This is a genomic window from Methyloglobulus sp. (genome assembly GCF_964779595.1).
This window is the reverse complement of sequence record NZ_CBAROL010000014.1, coordinates 20188-39761: the sequence shown is the minus strand read 5'-3', so window position 1 is coordinate 39761 and position 19574 is coordinate 20188. Positions and strand designations below refer to the sequence as shown.

Annotated in this window: 24 protein-coding genes; 13 read left to right on the top strand and 11 right to left on the bottom strand. The window is 44.7% G+C overall.

The window, feature by feature from the left end; translation table 11 throughout:
- Positions 1–150: 150 nt before the first annotated feature.
- From AC1YY3_RS07145 to AC1YY3_RS07125, 5 genes are all read left to right on the top strand, one after another.
- The gene (locus AC1YY3_RS07145) at positions 151–603 is read left to right on the top strand and encodes a cupin domain-containing protein (RefSeq protein WP_481823313.1); all 453 of its coding nucleotides are present in this window, start codon (positions 151–153) and stop codon (positions 601–603) included.
- 3 nt (positions 604–606) lie between these two features.
- Complete coding sequence (locus AC1YY3_RS07140; protein ID WP_481823312.1) at positions 607–1248, top strand: DUF599 domain-containing protein; 642 nt, start codon at positions 607–609, stop codon at positions 1246–1248.
- Positions 1249–1559: 311 nt separating this feature from the next.
- Positions 1560–2108, top strand: a complete 549-nt coding sequence (locus AC1YY3_RS07135) for a DUF47 domain-containing protein (RefSeq protein ID WP_482194385.1) — start codon at positions 1560–1562, stop codon at positions 2106–2108.
- Positions 2109–2194: 86 nt separating this feature from the next.
- Entirely contained in the window at positions 2195–3307 is a 1113-nt protein-coding gene (locus tag AC1YY3_RS07130) for an inorganic phosphate transporter (RefSeq protein WP_481823310.1), read from the top strand.
- Positions 3308–3387: 80 nt separating this feature from the next.
- Complete coding sequence (locus AC1YY3_RS07125; RefSeq protein ID WP_481823309.1) at positions 3388–3702, top strand: hypothetical protein; 315 nt, start codon at positions 3388–3390, stop codon at positions 3700–3702.
- Positions 3703–3821: 119 nt separating this feature from the next.
- Here AC1YY3_RS07125 and AC1YY3_RS07120 read toward each other — a convergent pair whose 3' ends face one another.
- A complete protein-coding gene (locus AC1YY3_RS07120; RefSeq protein ID WP_481823308.1) occupies positions 3822–4133 on the bottom strand; it encodes a hypothetical protein in 312 nt (103 codons plus the stop codon).
- Positions 4134–4277: 144 nt separating this feature from the next.
- Entirely contained in the window at positions 4278–4892 is a 615-nt protein-coding gene (gene msrA, locus AC1YY3_RS07115) for a peptide-methionine (S)-S-oxide reductase MsrA (RefSeq protein WP_481823307.1), read from the bottom strand.
- Between the two features lie 351 nt (positions 4893–5243).
- Between msrA and AC1YY3_RS07110 the strand changes: the two genes are divergently transcribed.
- The 4 genes from AC1YY3_RS07110 (at position 5244) to AC1YY3_RS07095 (ending at position 7820) form a co-directional block, all read left to right on the top strand.
- Positions 5244–5717: an SRPBCC family protein gene (locus AC1YY3_RS07110; protein ID WP_481823306.1), complete on the top strand. Its 474-nt coding sequence runs from the start codon at positions 5244–5246 to the stop codon at positions 5715–5717.
- Positions 5718–5739: 22 nt separating this feature from the next.
- Positions 5740–6210: a PAS domain-containing protein gene (locus tag AC1YY3_RS07105; RefSeq protein WP_481823305.1), complete on the top strand. Its 471-nt coding sequence runs from the start codon at positions 5740–5742 to the stop codon at positions 6208–6210.
- 204 nt (positions 6211–6414) lie between these two features.
- Positions 6415–7233: a sterol desaturase family protein gene (locus tag AC1YY3_RS07100; protein ID WP_481823304.1), complete on the top strand. Its 819-nt coding sequence runs from the start codon at positions 6415–6417 to the stop codon at positions 7231–7233.
- A gap of 203 nt (positions 7234–7436) precedes the next feature.
- Complete coding sequence (locus tag AC1YY3_RS07095; RefSeq protein WP_481823303.1) at positions 7437–7820, top strand: hypothetical protein; 384 nt, start codon at positions 7437–7439, stop codon at positions 7818–7820.
- Positions 7821–7900: 80 nt separating this feature from the next.
- Here the strand turns inward: AC1YY3_RS07095 and AC1YY3_RS07090 are convergent, their stop codons facing one another.
- From AC1YY3_RS07090 to AC1YY3_RS07080, 3 genes are all read right to left on the bottom strand, one after another.
- Entirely contained in the window at positions 7901–8806 is a 906-nt protein-coding gene (locus AC1YY3_RS07090; RefSeq protein ID WP_481823302.1) for an HTTM domain-containing protein, read from the bottom strand.
- 1 nt (position 8807) lies between these two features.
- Complete coding sequence (locus tag AC1YY3_RS07085; RefSeq protein ID WP_481823301.1) at positions 8808–9392, bottom strand: hypothetical protein; 585 nt, start codon at positions 9390–9392, stop codon at positions 8808–8810.
- Positions 9393–9555: 163 nt separating this feature from the next.
- Entirely contained in the window at positions 9556–10245 is a 690-nt protein-coding gene (locus AC1YY3_RS07080; RefSeq protein WP_481823300.1) for a DUF2490 domain-containing protein, read from the bottom strand.
- A gap of 165 nt (positions 10246–10410) precedes the next feature.
- Here AC1YY3_RS07080 and AC1YY3_RS07075 point away from each other — a divergent pair, with 165 nt between their 5' ends.
- The 3 genes from AC1YY3_RS07075 (at position 10411) to tsaB (ending at position 13784) form a co-directional block, all read left to right on the top strand.
- Positions 10411–10962, top strand: coding sequence for a glutathione peroxidase (locus AC1YY3_RS07075; RefSeq protein ID WP_481823299.1), 552 nt, complete (start codon positions 10411–10413; stop codon positions 10960–10962).
- Positions 10963–11160: 198 nt separating this feature from the next.
- Entirely contained in the window at positions 11161–13104 is a 1944-nt protein-coding gene (yoaA, locus tag AC1YY3_RS07070; protein WP_481823298.1) for a DNA repair helicase YoaA, read from the top strand.
- The gene (gene tsaB, locus AC1YY3_RS07065; protein WP_481823297.1) at positions 13101–13784 is read left to right on the top strand and encodes a tRNA (adenosine(37)-N6)-threonylcarbamoyltransferase complex dimerization subunit type 1 TsaB; all 684 of its coding nucleotides are present in this window, start codon (positions 13101–13103) and stop codon (positions 13782–13784) included. Before yoaA ends, tsaB begins: the two co-directional genes overlap by 4 nt.
- A 92-nt stretch (positions 13785–13876) precedes the next feature.
- Here the strand turns inward: tsaB and rimI are convergent, their stop codons facing one another.
- Together rimI and AC1YY3_RS07055 are read right to left on the bottom strand one after the other, a co-directional pair.
- Complete coding sequence (rimI, locus tag AC1YY3_RS07060) at positions 13877–14416, bottom strand: ribosomal protein S18-alanine N-acetyltransferase (RefSeq protein WP_481823296.1); 540 nt, start codon at positions 14414–14416, stop codon at positions 13877–13879.
- Positions 14417–14665: 249 nt separating this feature from the next.
- Entirely contained in the window at positions 14666–15370 is a 705-nt protein-coding gene (locus AC1YY3_RS07055) for a uracil-DNA glycosylase (RefSeq protein ID WP_481823295.1), read from the bottom strand.
- A gap of 202 nt (positions 15371–15572) precedes the next feature.
- Here AC1YY3_RS07055 and AC1YY3_RS07050 point away from each other — a divergent pair, with 202 nt between their 5' ends.
- Positions 15573–16106: an REP-associated tyrosine transposase gene (locus AC1YY3_RS07050; protein WP_481824762.1), complete on the top strand. Its 534-nt coding sequence runs from the start codon at positions 15573–15575 to the stop codon at positions 16104–16106.
- A gap of 88 nt (positions 16107–16194) precedes the next feature.
- Here AC1YY3_RS07050 and AC1YY3_RS07045 read toward each other — a convergent pair whose 3' ends face one another.
- From AC1YY3_RS07045 to pssA, 4 genes are all read right to left on the bottom strand, one after another.
- Positions 16195–16722: a hypothetical protein gene (locus AC1YY3_RS07045; RefSeq protein ID WP_481824763.1), complete on the bottom strand. Its 528-nt coding sequence runs from the start codon at positions 16720–16722 to the stop codon at positions 16195–16197.
- A gap of 21 nt (positions 16723–16743) precedes the next feature.
- Positions 16744–16998, bottom strand: coding sequence for a hypothetical protein (locus AC1YY3_RS07040; RefSeq protein ID WP_481824764.1), 255 nt, complete (start codon positions 16996–16998; stop codon positions 16744–16746).
- A gap of 38 nt (positions 16999–17036) precedes the next feature.
- Positions 17037–18578 carry a 2-isopropylmalate synthase gene (locus AC1YY3_RS07035; RefSeq protein ID WP_481824765.1) on the bottom strand — a complete coding sequence of 514 codons (1542 nt, stop codon included), beginning with the start codon at positions 18576–18578 and terminating at the stop codon, positions 17037–17039.
- Positions 18579–18823: 245 nt separating this feature from the next.
- Positions 18824–19567 carry a CDP-diacylglycerol--serine O-phosphatidyltransferase gene (pssA, locus tag AC1YY3_RS07030; protein ID WP_481824766.1) on the bottom strand — a complete coding sequence of 248 codons (744 nt, stop codon included), beginning with the start codon at positions 19565–19567 and terminating at the stop codon, positions 18824–18826.
- Positions 19568–19574: the final 7 nt, after the last annotated feature.

Below are 19574 nucleotides of genomic sequence, written 5' to 3'. Positions count from 1 at the left end.
GCATCACTGCCCACAGTTAAGCGACAAGCCCCTTCTCCCTTGAGGGACGACCGCCAGGGATGGCGGAAGTGCGGTAGCAGGTATGGAACATGCGCCGCTAAGGCTGGGATGAGGGGGCGTTTTTTCAATCTCACACTGAGGAGTAAAACCGTGCAAACCTATCAATTTGATGACTGCAACATCCGTTGGAACAAACTGGGCGATTTCGAGCATCTGCTTTACTCCATACTAGATATAGATGAAGGCAACAAAATCATTGATGTGCTGTTCAAATTTGCCGCCAACCAGCAGATTGTGTTGCACAGGCATAAGGTGCATAACAATACCTTCGTCATCCAGGGCGAGCATCGCCTGTATGAAACCAACGGCAGGCTCAAGGAAGTCCGGCCAGTCGGCAGCTATACGCGCAGCCCTGCCAGTGATGATCCACATCGGGAAGGCGGCGGCGACCAGGATGTCGTGGTGTTTTTTAGCATTCGCGGAAGTGATGGTGTGTTGTACGAGGTGTTGGACGACGACCAAAACCTGATCGCCACGTTGAGTTTTGAGGATTTTATGGGCTTATTTCAAGCGCAAAAAATGATTTTAGATACACCAAAGTAAATAATGCCACACGATCTCATAGCCCTTTCAGCCAGTTTTTTTTTATTGCTGGCATATTACCTTTATCTCGGCTGGCGCACTCACCGCACACCGGATGCTAGCATACACACGCACAATGCCAAGATCCGGGAACAATGGGTGGGCATGGTGATGGGCAGCGGCAAGATGGACATTCTTGCCATTCAAACTTTACGCAACTCGGTGATAGCCGCCAACTTCATGGCTTCGACCGCCGTGCTGTTAATCATCGGTACTTTAAACATCAGCGAAAAAATAGGGCAATGGACACTCACTTGGCAACCTTTTGGTATGGACGCTGCAACACTCGGCGTGATCTGGCAAGTAAAGTTGGGCTTATTGCTCTTGGTGTTTGCTATTGCCTTTCACTTTTTTGCGATGGCAATACGGTACTTCAATCACGTTGGTTATATGATTAACCTTCCCAGTGATCCCACGAAAGACAGTCGGTTATACCGTCAAACCTGTACTTACTTAAACAAAGCTGGTAGCTATTATATGTTTGGAACACGAACCTTCTTCTTTAGTTTGCCGATCATCTTGTGGTTTTTCGGTTCTACTTTTTTAGTGTTGGCGACAATCGGGCTAATAGCAGGACTTGCCATGCTGGATAGGACACCCAGTTGAAAGCTAATTAACACATTGGCACGGGTTATTAATCCTACTTACGGGAACTTCTAAACATTCAAAAATCTCCTTCTCCACTATTGGAGAGGATATTTTTAGAAATTCCCTTATTTGATAAGGTTAAGCTTAATCAGATATTTAGATCGTCTGATACGTACTCCAAAACAATCAACCATAACCCATTTAGACGGCTCATTGAATTCACCTTTCAAAACCCCAACTCAGAACTTTTGCTAATTGCCCTCGATGTTATGCGATAATTATCGTAGAAAATAATAACAAGCCTTACGGCAACTAAATAAGGAAGGCACATGTTCTCATTGCAAACCATCTTCGGCAAAGGTGATAAATTCTACGGCTTGCTTGAAGCCAGTGCCGAGTCAGCGCGTTCATCGGCTACCGCATTAATTGAACTTTTGAGTACGCCAGCTTCACAGCAGTCATTGGGAAAGTTTAAACAGGCGCGGCGGCGGGAAAAAGATTTATTCGCGCAAATCAGTGAAGAACTGGTCAATACCTTTGTTACCGTGTTGGAACGTGAAGATATCGAAGCCCTTAGCAGTGCGCTTTACAAAATCCCTAAAGTCGTAGAAAAATTCGCAGAGCGCTATACCTTAGCTATGGCTCGTGTTGGTGATGTGGATTTCACTAGCCGCGCTGTCATGCTGGAACAAGCCTGCGAGGTTGTGGAACAAATGGTTGGACAGTTACGCAACGGAATGGACTTGGACAAAATCAAAAAATTAAACGACCAGCTGCAAACCATTGAAGGCGAAGCCGACCGTCAAATACTTGAGTTATATCAAGAAATATATACTAATGAATCCGATCCGTTATTTGGTCAAAAAAGACTTATTTGAATTTCTCGAAAAAGCCATTGATCGTTGCCGTGATGCCGGTAATGTTATTTATCATATCGTGTTAAAAAACTCATAAAAGGATTGTCATGCTGACTATGCTCTTGCTTGTCATCCTGGCGGCACTGGTATTCGAGTTTATTAACGGGTTTCATGACACCGCAAATTCGATTGCCACGGTGGTTGCCACCAAAGTATTAACACCCACACAAGCGGTCATGCTCGCCGCTACCACTAATCTGGTCGGTGCTTTATATGGAACGGCTGTTGCCAAAACCATTGCATCAGGGTTAGTTGACACTAATGTGGTGACTGTCACTTCCGAAGTCTTGATCTGCGCGTTGACCGCTGCGATTATCTGGAATCTTATCACTTGGGCATTAGGGCTACCTTCGTCCTCCAGCCATGCCTTAATCGGTGGCTTATGCGGTGCTGCGCTGGCGGCGGGAAACAATAATTTCGATGTGTTGATCTGGTCAAAAACTGCCGCAATCTGGACAGAAAACAAAGGCTTACTTTGGAAAGTCGTCATTCCCATGGTCAGCTCGCCGGTTGCTGGCTTTTCCTTAGGGGTCATCATAATGGGTAGCTTGATGGCAATCATCAGCGGGATGAATTCCGCTGGCGGCATCATGGCGCGTATGGCACGACCGAAGTGGGTCAATGTGGTGTTCGGGAAAGCCCAACTTTTATCTGCGGGATATATGGGTTTTGCACACGGCAGCAACGATGCCCAAAAAACTATGGGTATCATCGCCTTGGCGATTTTTTCTGCCAATAGTGCCGGAACACTCGATCACTTACCCGCTTGGGCTGAATTCTTACGACCAGACGGCGGCGAAAAAGACATCGACACCTGGATCATCTTTACCTGCGCGTTAGTCATATCGCTAGGCACGTCGGTAGGCGGGTGGCGCATTATCAAAACGCTAGGTCATAAAATGGTGAAACTGCACCCGATTAACGGTTTCGCGGCGGAAACCAGTTCAGCTACCATCCTCTTGATTGCTGCTCATTTCGGTATGCCGGTTTCCACCACGCACAGCATTTCAACGGCGATTATGGGCGTTGGTTTTGCCAAAAATCCTTATGCACTTAAATTAACCGTTATTGAACGGATCATTTGGGCTTGGGTTTTAACAATTCCAGCCGCAGGTGGTATAGCCTGGGGAATGGTTAAGCTATTGTTTTTGTTGCATTAGCAATAAGAAAGCTACCTTAATAGAGATTACTTTATTTTTCTGGCTACATACGCAATGTAACTGCCAGACCGGAGAACACAATGATAAAACAAGTGCTGTCATCGTTAAGCGTTATTATCCTGTTGAGTGTTGTGCCAAGTTACCAAGTCGTTGCAAATACTAGCCCTAGCTTTAAATCCTCTGATTTATTTAACCGTCCTAGCTATGCAAATAACAGCACGTTGACCAGATCGGATACGATCTCAACTAAACAAGGCGGACGCTATGATGAGTCTAATGACCCAGCCTTACGTAAAGGCACAGAAAACTGGGAAGAACCCCAAGGCAGCTTCTTCATCATACCTGCTGTCGTGGTTGGGCTTATTGTTATCGTACTGTTTTTCAATAGAAAATAGCATTTAGACTTAACCCTTTCGGTGGAGACAACACGGCTAATATTGAGTTATCCGTATTGATAGGAGGGCTGATTAATTAATCAACCCACCTAACAAAGCATCAAAATGATGATGTGTGGTTATTTTTTAATGTTCTTATAATTATCTTCGCTTTCACGAATGATTTTATTGCCTTCTGCAATTAAACGATTTCCCTCGGCAATCTTGGCCTCACCTTCACTCACCATATTCGTACCACTATCAACCATTTGCTTGCCGCTTTTCCAGCGATCACCCAAGCTGGCAATGCCTTGACTTTCGCGGAGCATGGTTTCACCGGAAATAATCGGCTCTGATTTTGGCACAGGGACTGGTTCAGAAGCACAACCAAGTACGAATAATGGCCAACAAATTAGGGGAATTTTGAGTTGGGAATGGAAAGATTTTTGCATCGTTATATGCTCCTTGGTGTGATGGTTAATGGGTAATACTACCAATGTTACAAAACACCGTACAGCTTACAAGCTGTTTTTTTCGGCACAGCCTACAAAAAAGCAGGTAATGAAGTGTAATCTTAGACCTCAAATTAAAACCTTTCACTCATCCCAAATTTGGCTTAGGCGACGGTCACGTCCGCAGGTAAAGCGATAAAACTTATAAGATTTTGGATTATTAAGGTAATAATCTTGATGGTAGTCCTCTGCTGGAAAAAACTTGCTGGCAGGCTTAATCGTGGTGACTATGTGTTGGTTAGCTAACTTTTTGGTGATTTCTATTTTAGAGGTTTCGGCAAACTGTTTTTGGGTCTCGCCCTGGTAAAAAATAGCGGCTTTGTACTGATCGCCTTTGTCGCAAAACTGCCCATCATCATCAAAGGGATCTATATTGTGCCAAAACACATCGAGCAGTTTTTCATAACTGACTTTAGCCGGATCATAGATCACTTGCATTGCTTCTGAATGACCCGTTTTACCGTTTGAAACTTCCTTATACATTGGGTTTTCGGTATGTCCGCCTGTGTAACCCGAAGTCGTGCTGATAACGCCGTCCAATTCATCGAAAGGGTGTTCCATACACCAAAAACAGCCGCCCGCAAATATGGCTACCGCTGGCTTTGCAATAATTCCGTCCTCAGCTATTACACTGCCACTGAACACCAACAAAGCAACTAAAACAACGTTTAGGTAACCCTGAAAAATCTTTTTTATCACTTGATCACCACCCTATTATTATCACGTTTATGTGGGTTTTAATCGTCTCGACATCCTAAAGTGTGGTTACGATTCCTTGTTAGCCAACCACTTTATTTGTTTTGGCAATCTTTGTATAACTGCTTACTTATATCCTTAAACAGGAATAATTCAAGTAATTTTCTGCCCAACCAATAATCTAAGCAAGTGTTGTTCTACCAAGAAAAAACTTAAGGAATTATCGACCTCCAACACTTTTTTTGTGATATTTAAAAATTTGCAATTCTTGCCAAAGTGGATAAAATTGAATCTGACATTTTATGACTTTAATAGGCCAGGGTGGGCTGCTTATGCTTGATAGGAGAGCGTGTTATGTACCATTTCGACATTTCCAGGCCAGTTATAGGCAAGGCCAGTATCGAAATAAATCAGCCCATCACCTTTGTGTTTTGCTTTGTAGGCAAGCACTTTTTTGATAATTACCCCAAGTGGGCAGTTGAGGTTTCGGAATTTAAGCCCTTGACTGGGAAGGATATATTTGTCGGTGCAAGGGCGCAGCAAACCCGTATCGAACAAGGCCAGAAAGTAGAATCTACTTTTGAAGTATCCGAATTTGAGGTGATGAAAAAAATGACTTTCGTTGGTGTGGATGCTCAATTTCGTAACACCTATCATTTTTCGGCACACGATGACCAGGATTTAACCGAGTTGGAGTTCTCCTTTGAACTGCTGGAACTGGAGCTTTTCATGCGGCCATTTGAGAAGCTGATACGCATGTCCATTGAAGAAGGTGCTGAAAATACAGTGGAAAACATCAAAAATTTACTGGCTGACGGCTGTCAGTAATCGATCTAATTAGGAGTTTGACATGAGTTTTGTTGTTGAAAAAGATAATGGCTTAATCCCACAAATTCTTTCGTCCATTTTGGATGAATGCGTCAATGGCGTAACACTTGCGGATCCTGACCTGGACGGGATGCCGATTGTGTATGCCAACAAGGCGTTTGAAAGGTTAACTGGCTATTCGCAGGAAGACATCATCGGCTACAACTGCCGCTTCCTGCAAGGACCAGACCGTGAGCAAGAAGCGAGATTCCAGCTTGCGGATGCCATCAAAAACCATAAACCCATTGAAGTTACCCTAAGAAATTACAAAAAAAACGGCGAATTGTTTCATAACCATTTAAAAATTACCCCGCTGTTTGATCGCAAAGGCCGGGTCATTTATTACTTGGGCGTACAGTATGACGTGACTTATCAGGAAAACGCTAAAAATGAGATCAGCAAACTGACCAAGTTATTGAATGATTCCCTTTCTCCTGGAGCTGACTTTTTATAGTTAAGGGATCTGGTAATGGAATAAATCGTGACTTGATTGATAGGCGGACTGACAAACCTAGGTTTGTCAGTCCAAAATACTCATGAATTACAAGTATGAAACCAACAAGACCATCAAAAGAGACAGATTTAACCCACTACTAGGAATCTTTGAACAAATTGATTCTTATCACCCTTCGACTTAATTTATAAAGAGATAGCAACCATGCAAAACGACCCCGCCAGTATGCTTCCTAGCCAGATATTGTTTGGTATTGCAATATTGGGTTTTATTGCTTTGGTGGTTATGGAAAAGCTCAAGCCTTATCGACGCTTCACCAATAAAATCGACAAGGCTTCTTTCATAACCAACACGGCAACCTTCGTATTTAATAACATCATCTTGACTGCGTTAAGAGCTACGTCGCTGTTTTTTGTGGCACAGCAATTCTCGTCGCATGGGCTATTAAGTGCTATGGAAGATAATAATCCGGTCAAATGGCTATTCGCCTTTCTGCTTTATGATTTGGCGATCTACGCTTGGCACGTTGCCAGCCACAAGTACGAATTTTTGTGGCGATTCCACAAGGTACATCACAGCGACAAAAGCTTTAACACCTCTACGGGATTCCGTTTTCACGTATTCGACCTGTTCCTGGAAATCCCCTACAAATGCCTATTTGTTGTGCTGATTGGGGTTGATGCCTATTTGGTGTTGGCAATTGAAACTATCCAATTGTTTTTTATATTCTTTCATCATTCCAATTTGACGTTCGACAATGAAAAAAAGTTCTCTGAAGTCATCATCACGCCTTCACTCCACCGCACCCATCATTCAACCTTGCGTAGTGAACACGACAGTAATTACGGCATCGTGTTGGCATTTTGGGATAAATTGTTTGATACCCGCAAGGAAGTTGTGCCTGAAAAAATCGGATTGGACATTATCGTCGCGGAAAATTTCCTGCAACTTTTCTTTCTGGCTTTTATTACCGAACGACACATCAGAAGGCTATTACAGATTATTCCAAGAGGGCGAAATTGATACCCTATGCAGATCCAAGTAGGTCATCAATGCCGTTAAATTAGGTCTCAATAGTAGCAACAATGGAGTGCAAAGCAAGCTGCACTCCAGAATATGGCTTAACTTAACGGCACTGGGTAGGTGATTAGTTTGACAATTGGTCGAAAACCGTTAATGTGTGTAGCGTACACAAAACCACTATAACAACACGATGAGGCATAATAATGAAACAAACGAATTGCTTATGGGTTTTTGCTTTAATGATTTTCACCAGCACTTGCTGGGCTTACGGCGGTGGCAGTAGCAGTTCAAAAGCCTGTGACAAACCCAAATTTACCGAGTTTACTCCAGCAGAAAATGCCCAAGTTGCAGCAGGTTCAGACTTTTCTTTCACTGCATCCAAGAACACGTATCCGACGACCATCAAGGTCACGGTAAAAGGCGAAGCCGCTACCGTAAAAGTTGATAAAAAAAGCGACAGCACCTTTGCCGTCAGCGGCAAACTGCCTGCAACTGCAAAAGGTGGTTTTGCAAGAATAGCCATTAATGCCGATGCACAAAGCAATTGCAAGGGTTCTGGCGGTTGGTTAGTTAAAGTTGCTGAGTGATTTAGTTATTGCGAACTTTGGTTTGTAGGTCGTAATAGCGTACGTATTGCGACACACAGCAGGCGCAATATGCCTAAAAACTATTGCGCCTTACTCAATAAACGGAAATATTTCAGCAGCTCCTCCTCAAAACGAAGAAAACTCCTATTGGCTATCAACGCCAAATACAAAGCCAGCATGATGACTGCAAACCAGCGTAGGTTCATGCTCAGCAGCAAGCCAACATGAAACAAAATGCCAATCAGGATGCTTAATTTGCGCGTGTTTGTGTTCAGCAACAAGAGCGGAAACAGCAGCTCCCACCACCTTATAAACCCAGCAAGCCCTGTCAATAATCCCGTCATCATCGGTTTGTCTATGATTGCCCAGCCATCCCAGCGTGAATACTGCAGATGGATCAACACGTATTGCATAATCGTGCCATCCAGCCATTCAGGGCTTTGGAATTTAACCCAACCTGATACGAAATAGATCAATGCAATCTGAAATTGCACTAACCGTAACGGCCAGATGGCAACAGTTTGCGGCTTACTGCATAAATTAGCATCCACTGACCAACAATTTCCACTCGGCGACAACATCAGGTAAAAGCACATCATTTTCAGCACGGCATCGTCGCCGTCGAGCAGCAGCGGATTGCGATTCCACAAGGAAACCCAGACCAACCAAGTGATACCAACAGCAATGCGGCTGTGCCAGCCGACCATCATCAGGAAAGCCGATGCCATTCCCAAAATGACAACGGCATAAGCCAAGCTTGTAGCCTGTTCTGCTACTGGTATAAAAAACAACGACCAACTACCACCGTTTTGTATGGCTATTTGTTGAACATCACCCAGCCAACCCGTGCCACTAAACTGCGCTTCCACATACGGCAACAACTGGATGAAATAAACAAGAGACAAGCCCCCAAATGCAATACGTAACGCAGCATATTGCCTCGCGTCTATCGACTTAAACCAAAACTTGTCCCACGCGCTGCGCATGTTAGCGATTGTCAAACAACAGCTTATCCATGCGATAGCCTGCTTTGGGTAAGTCATTTAGTTCGGGATGTAACTCAAATTGATGCAGCACAAGTTGGGTTGATGGGCTGTTAGTCGTTTGATGCGTTTGATAATACCGGGCAAATCGCGCCAGCAAATGCGGATCATCCAGATTGACCAAATTTTCAGTCAAACGGTACAAGCGGCTGCGATCACTACCAAAGCGTTTGAAACCAGTAATATTTTCGTCAAGATTGCTGAACAAAGGCTTACCTTTGCAGCTTATTCTTTCCTGCTCAGGATAAGTAATAATGCCATTGCAAACAGACAAGTATTGATGAAACTTGGGGCTTTGCGGAGCAAAAAAATCCCAGTATTGCTGGCTACCTGTGAAATCAATATAGCCATTCAACAGTGCAGTAACGCGAGGGTTATCATCCAACATTAACCATTTAAGCAACTTAGTTTCAATAGTGTTTTGCTCATTGCTTACCAGCACCATTTCGCCAAAACTGTGTGGTAACGTCCACCAGAAAATGGCGACCATATGCAATAAGCAGAAAACGGGGATTAGTTGTTTTTTCAAATGCTACTTGAAATGGAGTGAGCCTGAACAGAGGGAAGAATACTATTGAGAATGCAAACCTAGGTTTGCATTCCTATTATGTCATTAATATCAACAACATGGAAATTATAAGGCTAGTTTACAGTGATTTTATTTTGCTTTCACAGTCTCAGAAGTACGTGCTCTAAAACTTAACATTGATATTCGTCAACCAGACATGGTTGAACAAATCTTGTTTGCCATAATTATTGACGTATTGCAGTTGATAACCGGTATCGACATTAATATGCGACGTTATTTTATAGCCAACACCTACATAAGATCGATTTTGATTAATGCCTTGTTGCACAGAACCTTCGCGCGGACTGTAATTTAAGTCGTTAAAATAGATAAACAACTCATCGAACGCAATCAGATAGGCTTTCGTATCTGGAATGGAATACTGGAAACGAAACCGTTGACGTAAACGGTGTGCCACATCGGCATCGGCAAAAAACCGTTGCTCAACACGAAAACGGTATTGGAAATTCAGCTCTGGGGTAAGGTCATGCACCCATTGCAATTGCTCTACGATGTCGTTGGTAGCGTTATCAAATTCATCATCATGGCCTTTGGTGTATTCACCTTGCCAGGTATAGCCCAGCCATAATGACAGTTCCTTGGTCAATTTATAGCCGACTAACGGCCTGATGATAAATTGCTGGAAATCGCCGCTATCATGTTTAAAACGCGGTGCCAATTCCAGAAACGCCAAGTATTTGCTGCCGCCAAAATCGGTTTGATAGGTGTTACTAATCCATGTACCCCAATCATCACTGGCGCGAATGCCAGATGAAAACATCAGAAAAATAGTTAATATCAGGATTTTTCTCATTATTGTTCCAATAATGATTTTTAAAGTGCGCGATTTTATCAAATTTAACGCGATAAAGTTGGTTTTGAGCAAAATCACTCAATTAACAGATTAACCTGCGCGAATTGTCTTTACTGAAATGACGGGTAAACTAAGCTAACACGTACTCTTTTAAAAGGAACGACCATGTCCTATCCGTTAATTTTTTCACTGGTGCTAGTTTCAATGTTAACTATGTCCGCACCTCTAAGGGCGGGTCAATGTCCCGAATTTTTAAATCAGAATATCCAGAAATTACATTCCTCCAAAACCCTTAATATCTGTGAAACTTATGCGGGAAAGCCGTTGCTGATTGTCAATACCGCCAGCCATTGTGGTTTTACCCCGCAATTCAGTGGAATTGAAAAGCTGTACAAGCAGTATAAAGACAAGGGATTGGTGGTGCTGGGTTTTGCCAGCAATGATTTCAATCAAGAAGCTAAGGACGAGCAAGAAATTTCCAATGTTTGCTTTATTAATTATGGCGTTACCTTTGATATGTTTGCGCCCATCAAAGTGACTGGAGAATCTGCACACCCATTATTTAAAGCCTTGGCTGCACAAACAAGGGAACCCGCGTGGAATTTCAACAAATATTTGGTGAATGCCGAAGGTAAGGTTGTGCAATATTTCGACAGCCAAGTCACTCCGAATTCCCCTGCTATGAAACAGGCGATTGAACAACTTTTAACCCAATAATCTTACTTTCATGCTGATCTTTGCCCTGCATTTCCCTAATGGGCGAGGACGAAATCACTACTAAGCTGTAATTACGTTGCCGATAGTTTTGTGTTATTAACTTGGTTTGAAGATCGCTAGCCCCTGTTATCTTAAAATCCGGTTAGAATAAGCACTTCTGATTTACCTACGTCCCCTCTTATCCGAGCAGACTCTTCAGTGACCGAATTAAAGTCTTTTTTTAGCAGCGATGCCGCATTGGCCGATATTTTAGAAGGCTACCAACCACGGGCAGCGCAAACTGAAATGGCAGAAGCCATTGCCAATGCGATTGATGAAAACCAAAATTTAATTGCAGAAGCAGGGACGGGTACAGGCAAGACCTTTGCATATTTATTACCTGCTATTTTATCAGGCAAAAAAGTGGTCATTTCGACGGGCACCAAAAACTTGCAGGATCAGTTATTCAATAAGGATTTGCCGATTATCCGCAAAGCCTTGAAAACCCCTTTTGCCGCGGCATTGCTTAAGGGTAGGAGCAATTATTTATGTAAGTATCGGCTACAAAATTCGCTGGATTCAAGTTTTGGTTTCAACAAGGAAGAAGCCGCAGCATTAACAAAGATTAAGTCGTGGTCTAAGCGCACTAAAATTGGTGACATTGCAGAAATGGCCGAACTCACTGAGGGCGATCCGGCTTGGTATTTGGCGACTTCCACGGTGGATAATTGCCTAGGCCAGGATTGCCCGGATTACAGTGAATGCTTTCTAATGAAAGCCCGAAAAAAAGCCCAGGAGTGCGATTTATTGGTGGTCAACCACCATTTGTTATGTGCGGATTGGTCTATCCGCGAGAGTGGTTTTGGTGAATTATTGCCCCACGCGGAGGTGGTGATTGTCGATGAGGCGCATCAATTGGCAGAAACTGCATCCAACTTTCTCGGTATCCACATCGGCGGCAAGCAGTTGATTGATTTGGCTAAAGATACGTTAATCGAGTATTTCAAGGATGCAACTGACTTGCCGGAACTCAGGACTGCCTGTGAGGATCTCGAACATGAAGTTAAAGATTTACGGTTAGCGTTTGGGCTTGAGCTTAAACGTGGTGACTGGAAGGAGATCAAAAATAATCATAAAGTAATGTCTGGCCTGAATGCTGTAAAGGAACAGTTACAACGCTTATGCGGACAGCTTAAACTGGCATCGGTCAAAACCAAGGAGCTGGATTTATGTTACCAACGGGCTGAGAACGTTTCCCAACAATTACAGGATATTGTTGATGATAAATCAGGCCAGTGGATACGCTGGTACGAGACGCACCGAAAAACTTTTACTTTAAGCCGGACTCCGCTAGACATTGCCAAAGAATTCAAGGCGTTCATGGAACAACATAAGGCGACGTGGATTTTTACCTCGGCGACCTTGAGTGTAGCGGATAAATTCGACCATTTTGCCAAAAATCTGGGTTTAAACGATACCGATGGCAAACAATGGGGCAGCCCGTTTGATTATGCCAATCATTCCCTGTTTTATCATCCTAAAGGCTTGCCCAAGCCGGATGATCCTAATTTTATTCCGGCAATTGTCGAATACGTTATTCCGGTATTGGAAGCCAGCAAAGGTCGGGCATTTTTCCTGTTTACCAGTCACCGTGCGCTCAAACAAGCGGCGGAATTGCTGGAAAACCGCATCGCTTTTCCCTTGCTTATTCAAGGTAGCAAGCCCAAAGCGCAATTATTGGAGCAGTTTAAACGCAAAGGTAATGCCGTTTTGCTCGGTACCGCCAGCTTTTGGGAAGGCGTGGATGTCCGTGGCGAAGCCTTATCTTGCGTCATCATCGACAAATTACCGTTTGCATCCCCAGGCGATCCCATCCTCAAAGCGCGATTGGAAGCCATCACCGAACACGGCGGCAACCCGTTTTTTGAGTACCAATTGCCTACAGCGGTAATTGCGTTGCGGCAAGGCATAGGCCGCTTGATCCGCGATGAAACCGACCGTGGTGTGTTGATGGTGTGCGATCCGCGCTTATTAAAACGCTCTTATGGTCAACAGTTTTTAGACAGCGTACCAGCTATGAAGCGTACCCGTGACATTGCGGATGTCCGCGCCTTTTTTCAGGTAGAAGAAACCAAAGATAAACCCGCAGAACTCGTCCAATGAGATTACTTGCCATCGAAACCGCTGCCGAAGCCTGTTCCGCCGCTTTAATGATAGACGGTGCAATCACCGAGCAATTCACCCTGACCACGAACGGACACAGCAAGCTTATCCTGCCGATGATAGATACCTTGTTGGCTGAAGCGAACCTACAACCTGCCGACCTTGATGGTCTGGCATTCGGCTGCGGTCCCGGTTCATTTACCGGCGTACGGATAGCAACTGGCGTTATCCAAGGTATTGCTTTCGCACTCGATTTGCCTGTCTTCCCCGTATCTAATCTGGCGGCAGTCGCGCAGGATTTTTTTGACCATAATCCCGAAAATCTGGCGTTTGTGGCGTTGGATGCAAGGATGGATGAGATTTACTGGGGGGTTTATCAGCGCAATGTGTCAGGTTTTGCTGATTTAATAGGAAAAGAAACTGTATTGCCTGCAAACGCCATTGAATTCCCCAATTTATCTGGGGTTGGTATAGGTTCGGGCTGGAAGATATATCAGCAAGAATTAACAACCCACCTATCCCACCGTGTGATCCGATATGAATCCGATAAACTGCCCAGAGCCAGGGCAGTTGCTCGCTTAGGTTATGAAGGCTTCAAACAAGGTTTAGCGGTCTCCGTTGAACAGGCTATGCCCGTTTATTTAAGGGATAAAGTAGCTAAGAAAGAGTCAGAGCGCTAATAATTAGCTTTTTTTAACGAAAGGCGGCGGAAAATATAGCGACTTACCCTTTGTTTTAATGGCTGTAATAGTAAAAACACCTACCTCACTGTTTACAACAACTCCAACGCAAACATAATCGCATCTTCCCTGCCCTTTTCAGCAGGATAGTAGCCTTTCCTCACGCCAATCTCATTGAATCCTAACTTCTGATAAAGCGCAATCGCACCGGGATTGGAGGGGCGGACTTCCAGGAACATAGTTTCTGCTTCGCCTTTGGCTATCTCAATTAGAATATCCATCATCCTGCGACCTACGCCTTGACCTTGCTCGTCGGAAACGACCGAAATATTTAAGATATGCGCCTCGCCTACACCCATTGTCATAATGCTATAGCCCAGAATTTTGCCATTCTCTTCACAAACCCAACAGCCATAACCGACTTTAAAGCAGTCGATGAAAATATCTTCATCCCAAGGGAACGGGTAGTTTTTCCGTTCAATCTCTAAAACCGTGGGCAAGTCAGCGTAGGTCATGGTACGTAGCCTTAGCAAGTCTGTTCTGGACAGCGACCCAGGGAAAATTTTGGCATAGAATTCCTTGTCGGCATCGTAAACCAAAACACTTTTTATTTTATCCATCCATCCACGCATGATTAACCTTTCTTATTATCATTTAATAAAACTCCTTCTCCTACTGGATTCCTACATGGACAGATATTTGCTCTTGCAATATCTGCATTCACCACATCCATGTGGATTATGTAGGTTAGTAGGGCAACGTAGGAGCAGTTGCCGAGAGGGTTGGGGAGGAGATTAAAATCAAGTGTTTAAATTCCCCCTCATCCTAGCCTTCTCCCTCAGGGAGAAGGGACTAATGCAAATTAACTTAAGGCATCCACCTTAACTATCGTTAACCGTTCGTACGGCTAATAGTAAATCCTGCCACGCCTTGCGTTTTTCCAGCAATGAACGCAGCAAGTAGGCGGGATGATACACGACCACGAGCGGCGTACCATCCAACTCATGCACTTTGCCTCTTAGTTTAGCCAAGGGCGCATCCGTGTTCAATAAGGTTTGGGCAGAAATACGCCCAACCGCAAGAATTATCTTCGGTTTCACCAAAATCCGTTGTTGCTGTAAATAAGCACTGCAACTTTCAGCCTCTTCCGGCTTGGGATCACGGTTGCCCAGCGGCCTGCATTTTAGGATGTTGGTGATGAACACGTCATCCCGCTCCAACCCAACCGCCCTTAGCATTTCGGTCAACAGTAAGCCTGCTTTACCGACGAACGGTTTGCCTTGTTCGTCTTCATGCTGCCCCGGCGCTTCGCCGATTATCATCCAATCGGCAGTTTTATTGCCTGTGCCAAACACGGTTTGGGTGCGGGTTTTACAGAGATCACATTTGGTGCAGCCAGCGACTTCGTTTTCCACATCAGCCCAACCTGTTGGGGAAATATTGTGCAATTCTGGTTCGCGGATAACGTGTTCAGTTGCCAACTCTGATGCCGCAATCAGTTTGGAAACAATGGGCGCAGATGATCTGGGTATCCAGACATCAATGCCCATTGCTTCGAGATATTGGAGTCGAGTGGGGTTATCCATACGTGAGAAATTAAGCAAGAAGGAATGGTGGAATTAATTTTTTATAATTGGGTATTCCGCTACATGGTTATATCTTAACATACAGACGTAGGTACGATTAGCACAGCGTAATCGTACGCATGTGGTTAGATTCTCTTCCGATTATGTAATCGCTGATATTAGCCATATACAAAAAGACTTTTTTACGCCAAATTAACGGCTTATGCCCAATTACAAACGCGCATTTGTGCCGGGCGGCACATGGTTTTTTACCGTAAACTTGCTGCAAAGGCAGAAAAACGATCTTCTTATTCGTGAAATCGAATTGCTGCGGCAAACAGTCAAGCGGGTTAAAGTAAAATATCCATTTACCATTGATGCCTGGGTCGTATTGCCCGACCACATCCATTGCGTATGGACATTGCCGCCAAACGATGCCGATTTCAGCACCCGCTGGCGGCTGATAAAAAGCGGATCTTCCAGAGCATTACCAAACACCGAATACCGTTCCAAGGTGCGAATCGCGGCGGGCGAACGGGACATTTGGCAACGGCATTATTGGGAACATTACATCCGCGACGATTTAGATTATCAACGACATATTGACTACGTGCATGTAAACCCGTTGAACCACGGTTATGTCCGGCGCGTAACCGATTGGCCTTACTCGTCGTTCCATCGTTACGTGGAAAAAGGCATTTATCCCGAAAATTGGTGTGGCGATGTTAATAACATGGATGTTGAAGGCGGCGATTGAACATGCGTACGATTACGCTACGCTAATCGTACCTACGGCTCTCAATTGACGCGCCTCGGCACATCATATATATGGTACATCTTACGAGTTATTCGCGTAATGGTTTGATTCCTTTTTCAAGGAAATCATCATAGCAACGATCACAAAGATCAGGATACCATTCCTCATATTTATTATTATCTCTACCAACTCGCCATTTTCCGTAATAAGCAAGATGGCTTTCGCTCTTAAACATGCCGATGCCGCATTCTTGACAGACTGTAGTCGGTTCATCAAAGCCACACAGGAAACACCGCTCAAACCCTGGCTTGTCTACATAGGTATCGTGCCAGCATTTGATGCAAGTTATTAAGCTCTGCGGAGTGATACCTTCGTCCGCAATTTGCTTTTCGGCACGACGACATAACTCCGACGCATAGCGATCAATAGCGATTGCTTCTGCCCAAAGTGAATCAGATATAATCGAACTAATCTCTATTTGTAATTGACGGCGACTAAACTCAACAATAAACCCAAGGAGACCGGCGAAGACTACCTTGACTTGTTCGACGCTAATATTGACATCATGATGAGCAATACTATTACGGATAGTTGCTGCAACTCTGATGTTTTTCATGTCCTCTGAAGTGAGGCCAACTTATTCAACTCGGGCAAGCCGAGCTAAAGCACGTTCAAGAGATACGCTTAGCTTTGGTTTATCAATATCAGCGTAAATTAGAAGTGGATGTTCTTTGCGTAGCCTTTCCTTGAGCGAAAGTTCAATTGACTGCACTAGATTGAACAGCGCAAATTTCCATTCACTCACCTCTTTTTCAGCAAGTACAGCTTTTGCAAGGGCTTCTGCAAGAAAGCTCACAGCATTTTGTTGCAATGATAATGTTAGCTGTGTCACAAGAAAACTCGATTAAATGCTAGATTCATATATGTTTTTCAAACATCCCCTTTCTGAGGATGTCTGCGCTCAGGACTGAGCAATTTGTTTACTGCATTAATATAGGCCTTCGCAGAAGCGATCACAATATCGGTATCTGCACCCAAACCATTGACGATGCGTCCGGCTTTTTCAAGACGAACGGTAACTTCACCTTGGGAATCGGTGCCATTGGTGATGTTATTGACTGAATACAGCGCCAAAACTGCATTGGTGACAACCAACTTTTCAATCGCTTTCAAACTGGCATCAACTGCACCACCACCTTCTGCGTTCCCAGTCACTTCCTTATTATCAATACGTAAGGTGACTTTAGCATTAGGGACTTCGCCCGTTTCTGAGCAGACTTTCAAGGCAACCAATTTGATATGCTCATCTTCCGCCTCAAAACCGACTTCCGAAATCAAGGCCTGCAAGTCTTCATCGAAAATCTCGTGCTTTTTGTCGGCCAGTTGCTTGAACCGCGAGAAGGCTTCGTTCAGATCATTTTCCGATGGGAATTCCACGCCCAATTCAGTCATCCGGCTTTTGAAGGCATTCCTACCGGAATGCTTGCCCAATACCATCCGGTTGGCAGACCAACCCACATCCTCAGCGCGCATGATTTCGTAAGTCTCGCGGCTTTTTAAGACACCGTCCTGGTGGATTCCGGCCTCGTGGGCGAAAGCATTTGCTCCCACAATAGCTTTGTTGGGCTGCACTGGAAAACCAGTAATAGAGGACACCAACTTGGAACAGGTCAAAATTTCGCGTGTATCTATGCGCGTCTGACAAGTAAACACGTCGTGTCGGGTACGCACAGACATGACAATTTCTTCAAGCGACGCATTACCTGCACGTTCACCCAAGCCATTGATAGTGCATTCCACTTGCCTTGCGCCATTCATCACGGCCGCCAAGGAATTCGCCACCGCCAGGCCTAAATCATTGTGGCAATGCACAGAAAAAATAGCCTTGTCCGAATTGGGAATGCGTTGGATCAGGTTGGCAATGGTCGCGCCGAATTGCTGCGGTACGCTGTAACCGACGGTATCGGGAATATTCAACGTGGTCGCGCCAGCATCGATTACGGCTTCTAAAATCCGGCACAAAAAATCTTCTTCCGAACGCCCCGCATCTTCCGGTGAAAACTCGACATCGTCGGTAAATTGTCGGGCGCGTTTGACGGCTTTTACCGCGTGTTCAACGACCTGGTCAGGGGTCATGTGCAATTTCATTTGCATGTGGATGGGCGAAGTGGCGATAAAGGTATGGATACGCGACCTTGCCGCACCTTTTAATGCCGCACCTGCTTGGTCGATGTCCTTGTCTAATGCCCGTGCCAAGCCACACACAACGCTGTCTTTAATGACATTAGCTACAGACTGTACGGCTTCAAAATCACCAGGGCTTGCGGCAGGGAATCCGGCTTCAATCACATCGACTTTCAAGCGTTCCAACGCTTTGGCAATACGTACTTTTTCGTCGCGCGTCATCGACGCGCCTGGGCTTTGCTCACCATCGCGCAAGGTGGTGTCAAAAATAATCAAATGGTCTTTCATGGGTTCTCCAGCAATGGATACTATTCGGCAATCTCAACAGTGCCGAGCATAAAAATAGGGTTGTATTGTGTGAAAAACGAATTGGATGCCCGCTAGGGCAGGATTCTTAGGAGCAGGAATAAGCGCAGGCACAAGCAAACACGGGACTTTGCACCAGCAAAGTCGCTTTCTGTAACACTGTGTTTGTTGTTTTGGGGATACATAGCAAAACTATAACTTAACGCGCCTTAACTCTCAAGCAGAATCTACAATTTGCGTCCTTGTAATCGGCGCTTACGCATGACTAAGGTAACAACAGGCCCCGAAACGGCATAACCTAAAAATATCAAAAACAGCATGGTTTCCGGCTGTGCCATGACAAAAGCGATGGCAAGCATCACCGAAATCGCCACAAAAAACGGCACTTTCCCACGGAAGTCTATTTCCTTAAAGCTGGAATAGCGGAAATTACTCACCATCAACAAACCTGTGCAAATCGTTAATGCAATGGCGGCATATTTAACCACATTAATATCATAGCCATGTTCGATTGACATCCAGATAAATCCTGCAAGGACCGCCGCTGCCGCAGGGCTAGGTAAACCTTGAAAATAGCGTTTATCAGCAGTGCCTACCTGGGCGTTAAACCGTGCAAGTCGCAATGCCCCACCCGCCAAATGGACAAAAGCAGCAAAAAGCCCAGCTTTGCCAAAACTGGCAAAAGCCCAAAGATACATCACCAAGGCAGGTGCTGCGCCGAATGAAACCATATCCGATAAGCTGTCGTACTGTACGCCGAATTCACTCTGGGTATTGGTCAATCGAGCGACACGACCATCCAAGCCATCCAAAATCATGGCAACAAAAATAGCGATTACTGCCGTTTCATAACGACCGCCGATAGCTGAAGTAATCGCGTAATAGCCAGAAAACAATGCGCCTGTGGTCAATAAATTGGGTAATAAATAGATGCCGCGACGACGAATTGAGCGTTTTTCGGGTTTGTTCATTGTTTAT

Bases quoted from the DNA above. Each gene is read 5' to 3' on its own strand.
- AC1YY3_RS07140 (WP_481823312.1), top strand. From the start codon at position 607: ATGCCACACGATCTCATAGCCCTTTCAGCCAGTTTTTTTTTATTGCTG.
- AC1YY3_RS07135 (WP_482194385.1), top strand. From the start codon at position 1,560: ATGTTCTCATTGCAAACCATCTTCGGCAAAGGTGATAAATTCTACGGC.
- AC1YY3_RS07130 (WP_481823310.1), top strand. From the start codon at position 2,195: ATGCTGACTATGCTCTTGCTTGTCATCCTGGCGGCACTGGTATTCGAG.
- AC1YY3_RS07125 (WP_481823309.1), top strand. From the start codon at position 3,388: ATGATAAAACAAGTGCTGTCATCGTTAAGCGTTATTATCCTGTTGAGT.
- AC1YY3_RS07120 (WP_481823308.1), bottom strand. From the start codon at position 4,133: ATGCAAAAATCTTTCCATTCCCAACTCAAAATTCCCCTAATTTGTTGG.
- AC1YY3_RS07110 (WP_481823306.1), top strand. From the start codon at position 5,244: ATGTACCATTTCGACATTTCCAGGCCAGTTATAGGCAAGGCCAGTATC.
- AC1YY3_RS07105 (WP_481823305.1), top strand. From the start codon at position 5,740: ATGAGTTTTGTTGTTGAAAAAGATAATGGCTTAATCCCACAAATTCTT.
- AC1YY3_RS07100 (WP_481823304.1), top strand. From the start codon at position 6,415: ATGCAAAACGACCCCGCCAGTATGCTTCCTAGCCAGATATTGTTTGGT.
- AC1YY3_RS07095 (WP_481823303.1), top strand. From the start codon at position 7,437: ATGAAACAAACGAATTGCTTATGGGTTTTTGCTTTAATGATTTTCACC.
- AC1YY3_RS07090 (WP_481823302.1), bottom strand. From the start codon at position 8,806: ATGCGCAGCGCGTGGGACAAGTTTTGGTTTAAGTCGATAGACGCGAGG.
- AC1YY3_RS07080 (WP_481823300.1), bottom strand. From the start codon at position 10,245: ATGAGAAAAATCCTGATATTAACTATTTTTCTGATGTTTTCATCTGGC.
- AC1YY3_RS07075 (WP_481823299.1), top strand. From the start codon at position 10,411: ATGTCCTATCCGTTAATTTTTTCACTGGTGCTAGTTTCAATGTTAACT.
- tsaB (WP_481823297.1), top strand. From the start codon at position 13,101: ATGAGATTACTTGCCATCGAAACCGCTGCCGAAGCCTGTTCCGCCGCT.
- rimI (WP_481823296.1), bottom strand. From the start codon at position 14,416: ATGCGTGGATGGATGGATAAAATAAAAAGTGTTTTGGTTTACGATGCC.
- AC1YY3_RS07055 (WP_481823295.1), bottom strand. From the start codon at position 15,370: ATGGATAACCCCACTCGACTCCAATATCTCGAAGCAATGGGCATTGAT.
- AC1YY3_RS07050 (WP_481824762.1), top strand. From the start codon at position 15,573: ATGCCCAATTACAAACGCGCATTTGTGCCGGGCGGCACATGGTTTTTT.
- AC1YY3_RS07045 (WP_481824763.1), bottom strand. From the start codon at position 16,722: ATGAAAAACATCAGAGTTGCAGCAACTATCCGTAATAGTATTGCTCAT.
- AC1YY3_RS07035 (WP_481824765.1), bottom strand. From the start codon at position 18,578: ATGAAAGACCATTTGATTATTTTTGACACCACCTTGCGCGATGGTGAG.
- pssA (WP_481824766.1), bottom strand. From the start codon at position 19,567: ATGAACAAACCCGAAAAACGCTCAATTCGTCGTCGCGGCATCTATTTA.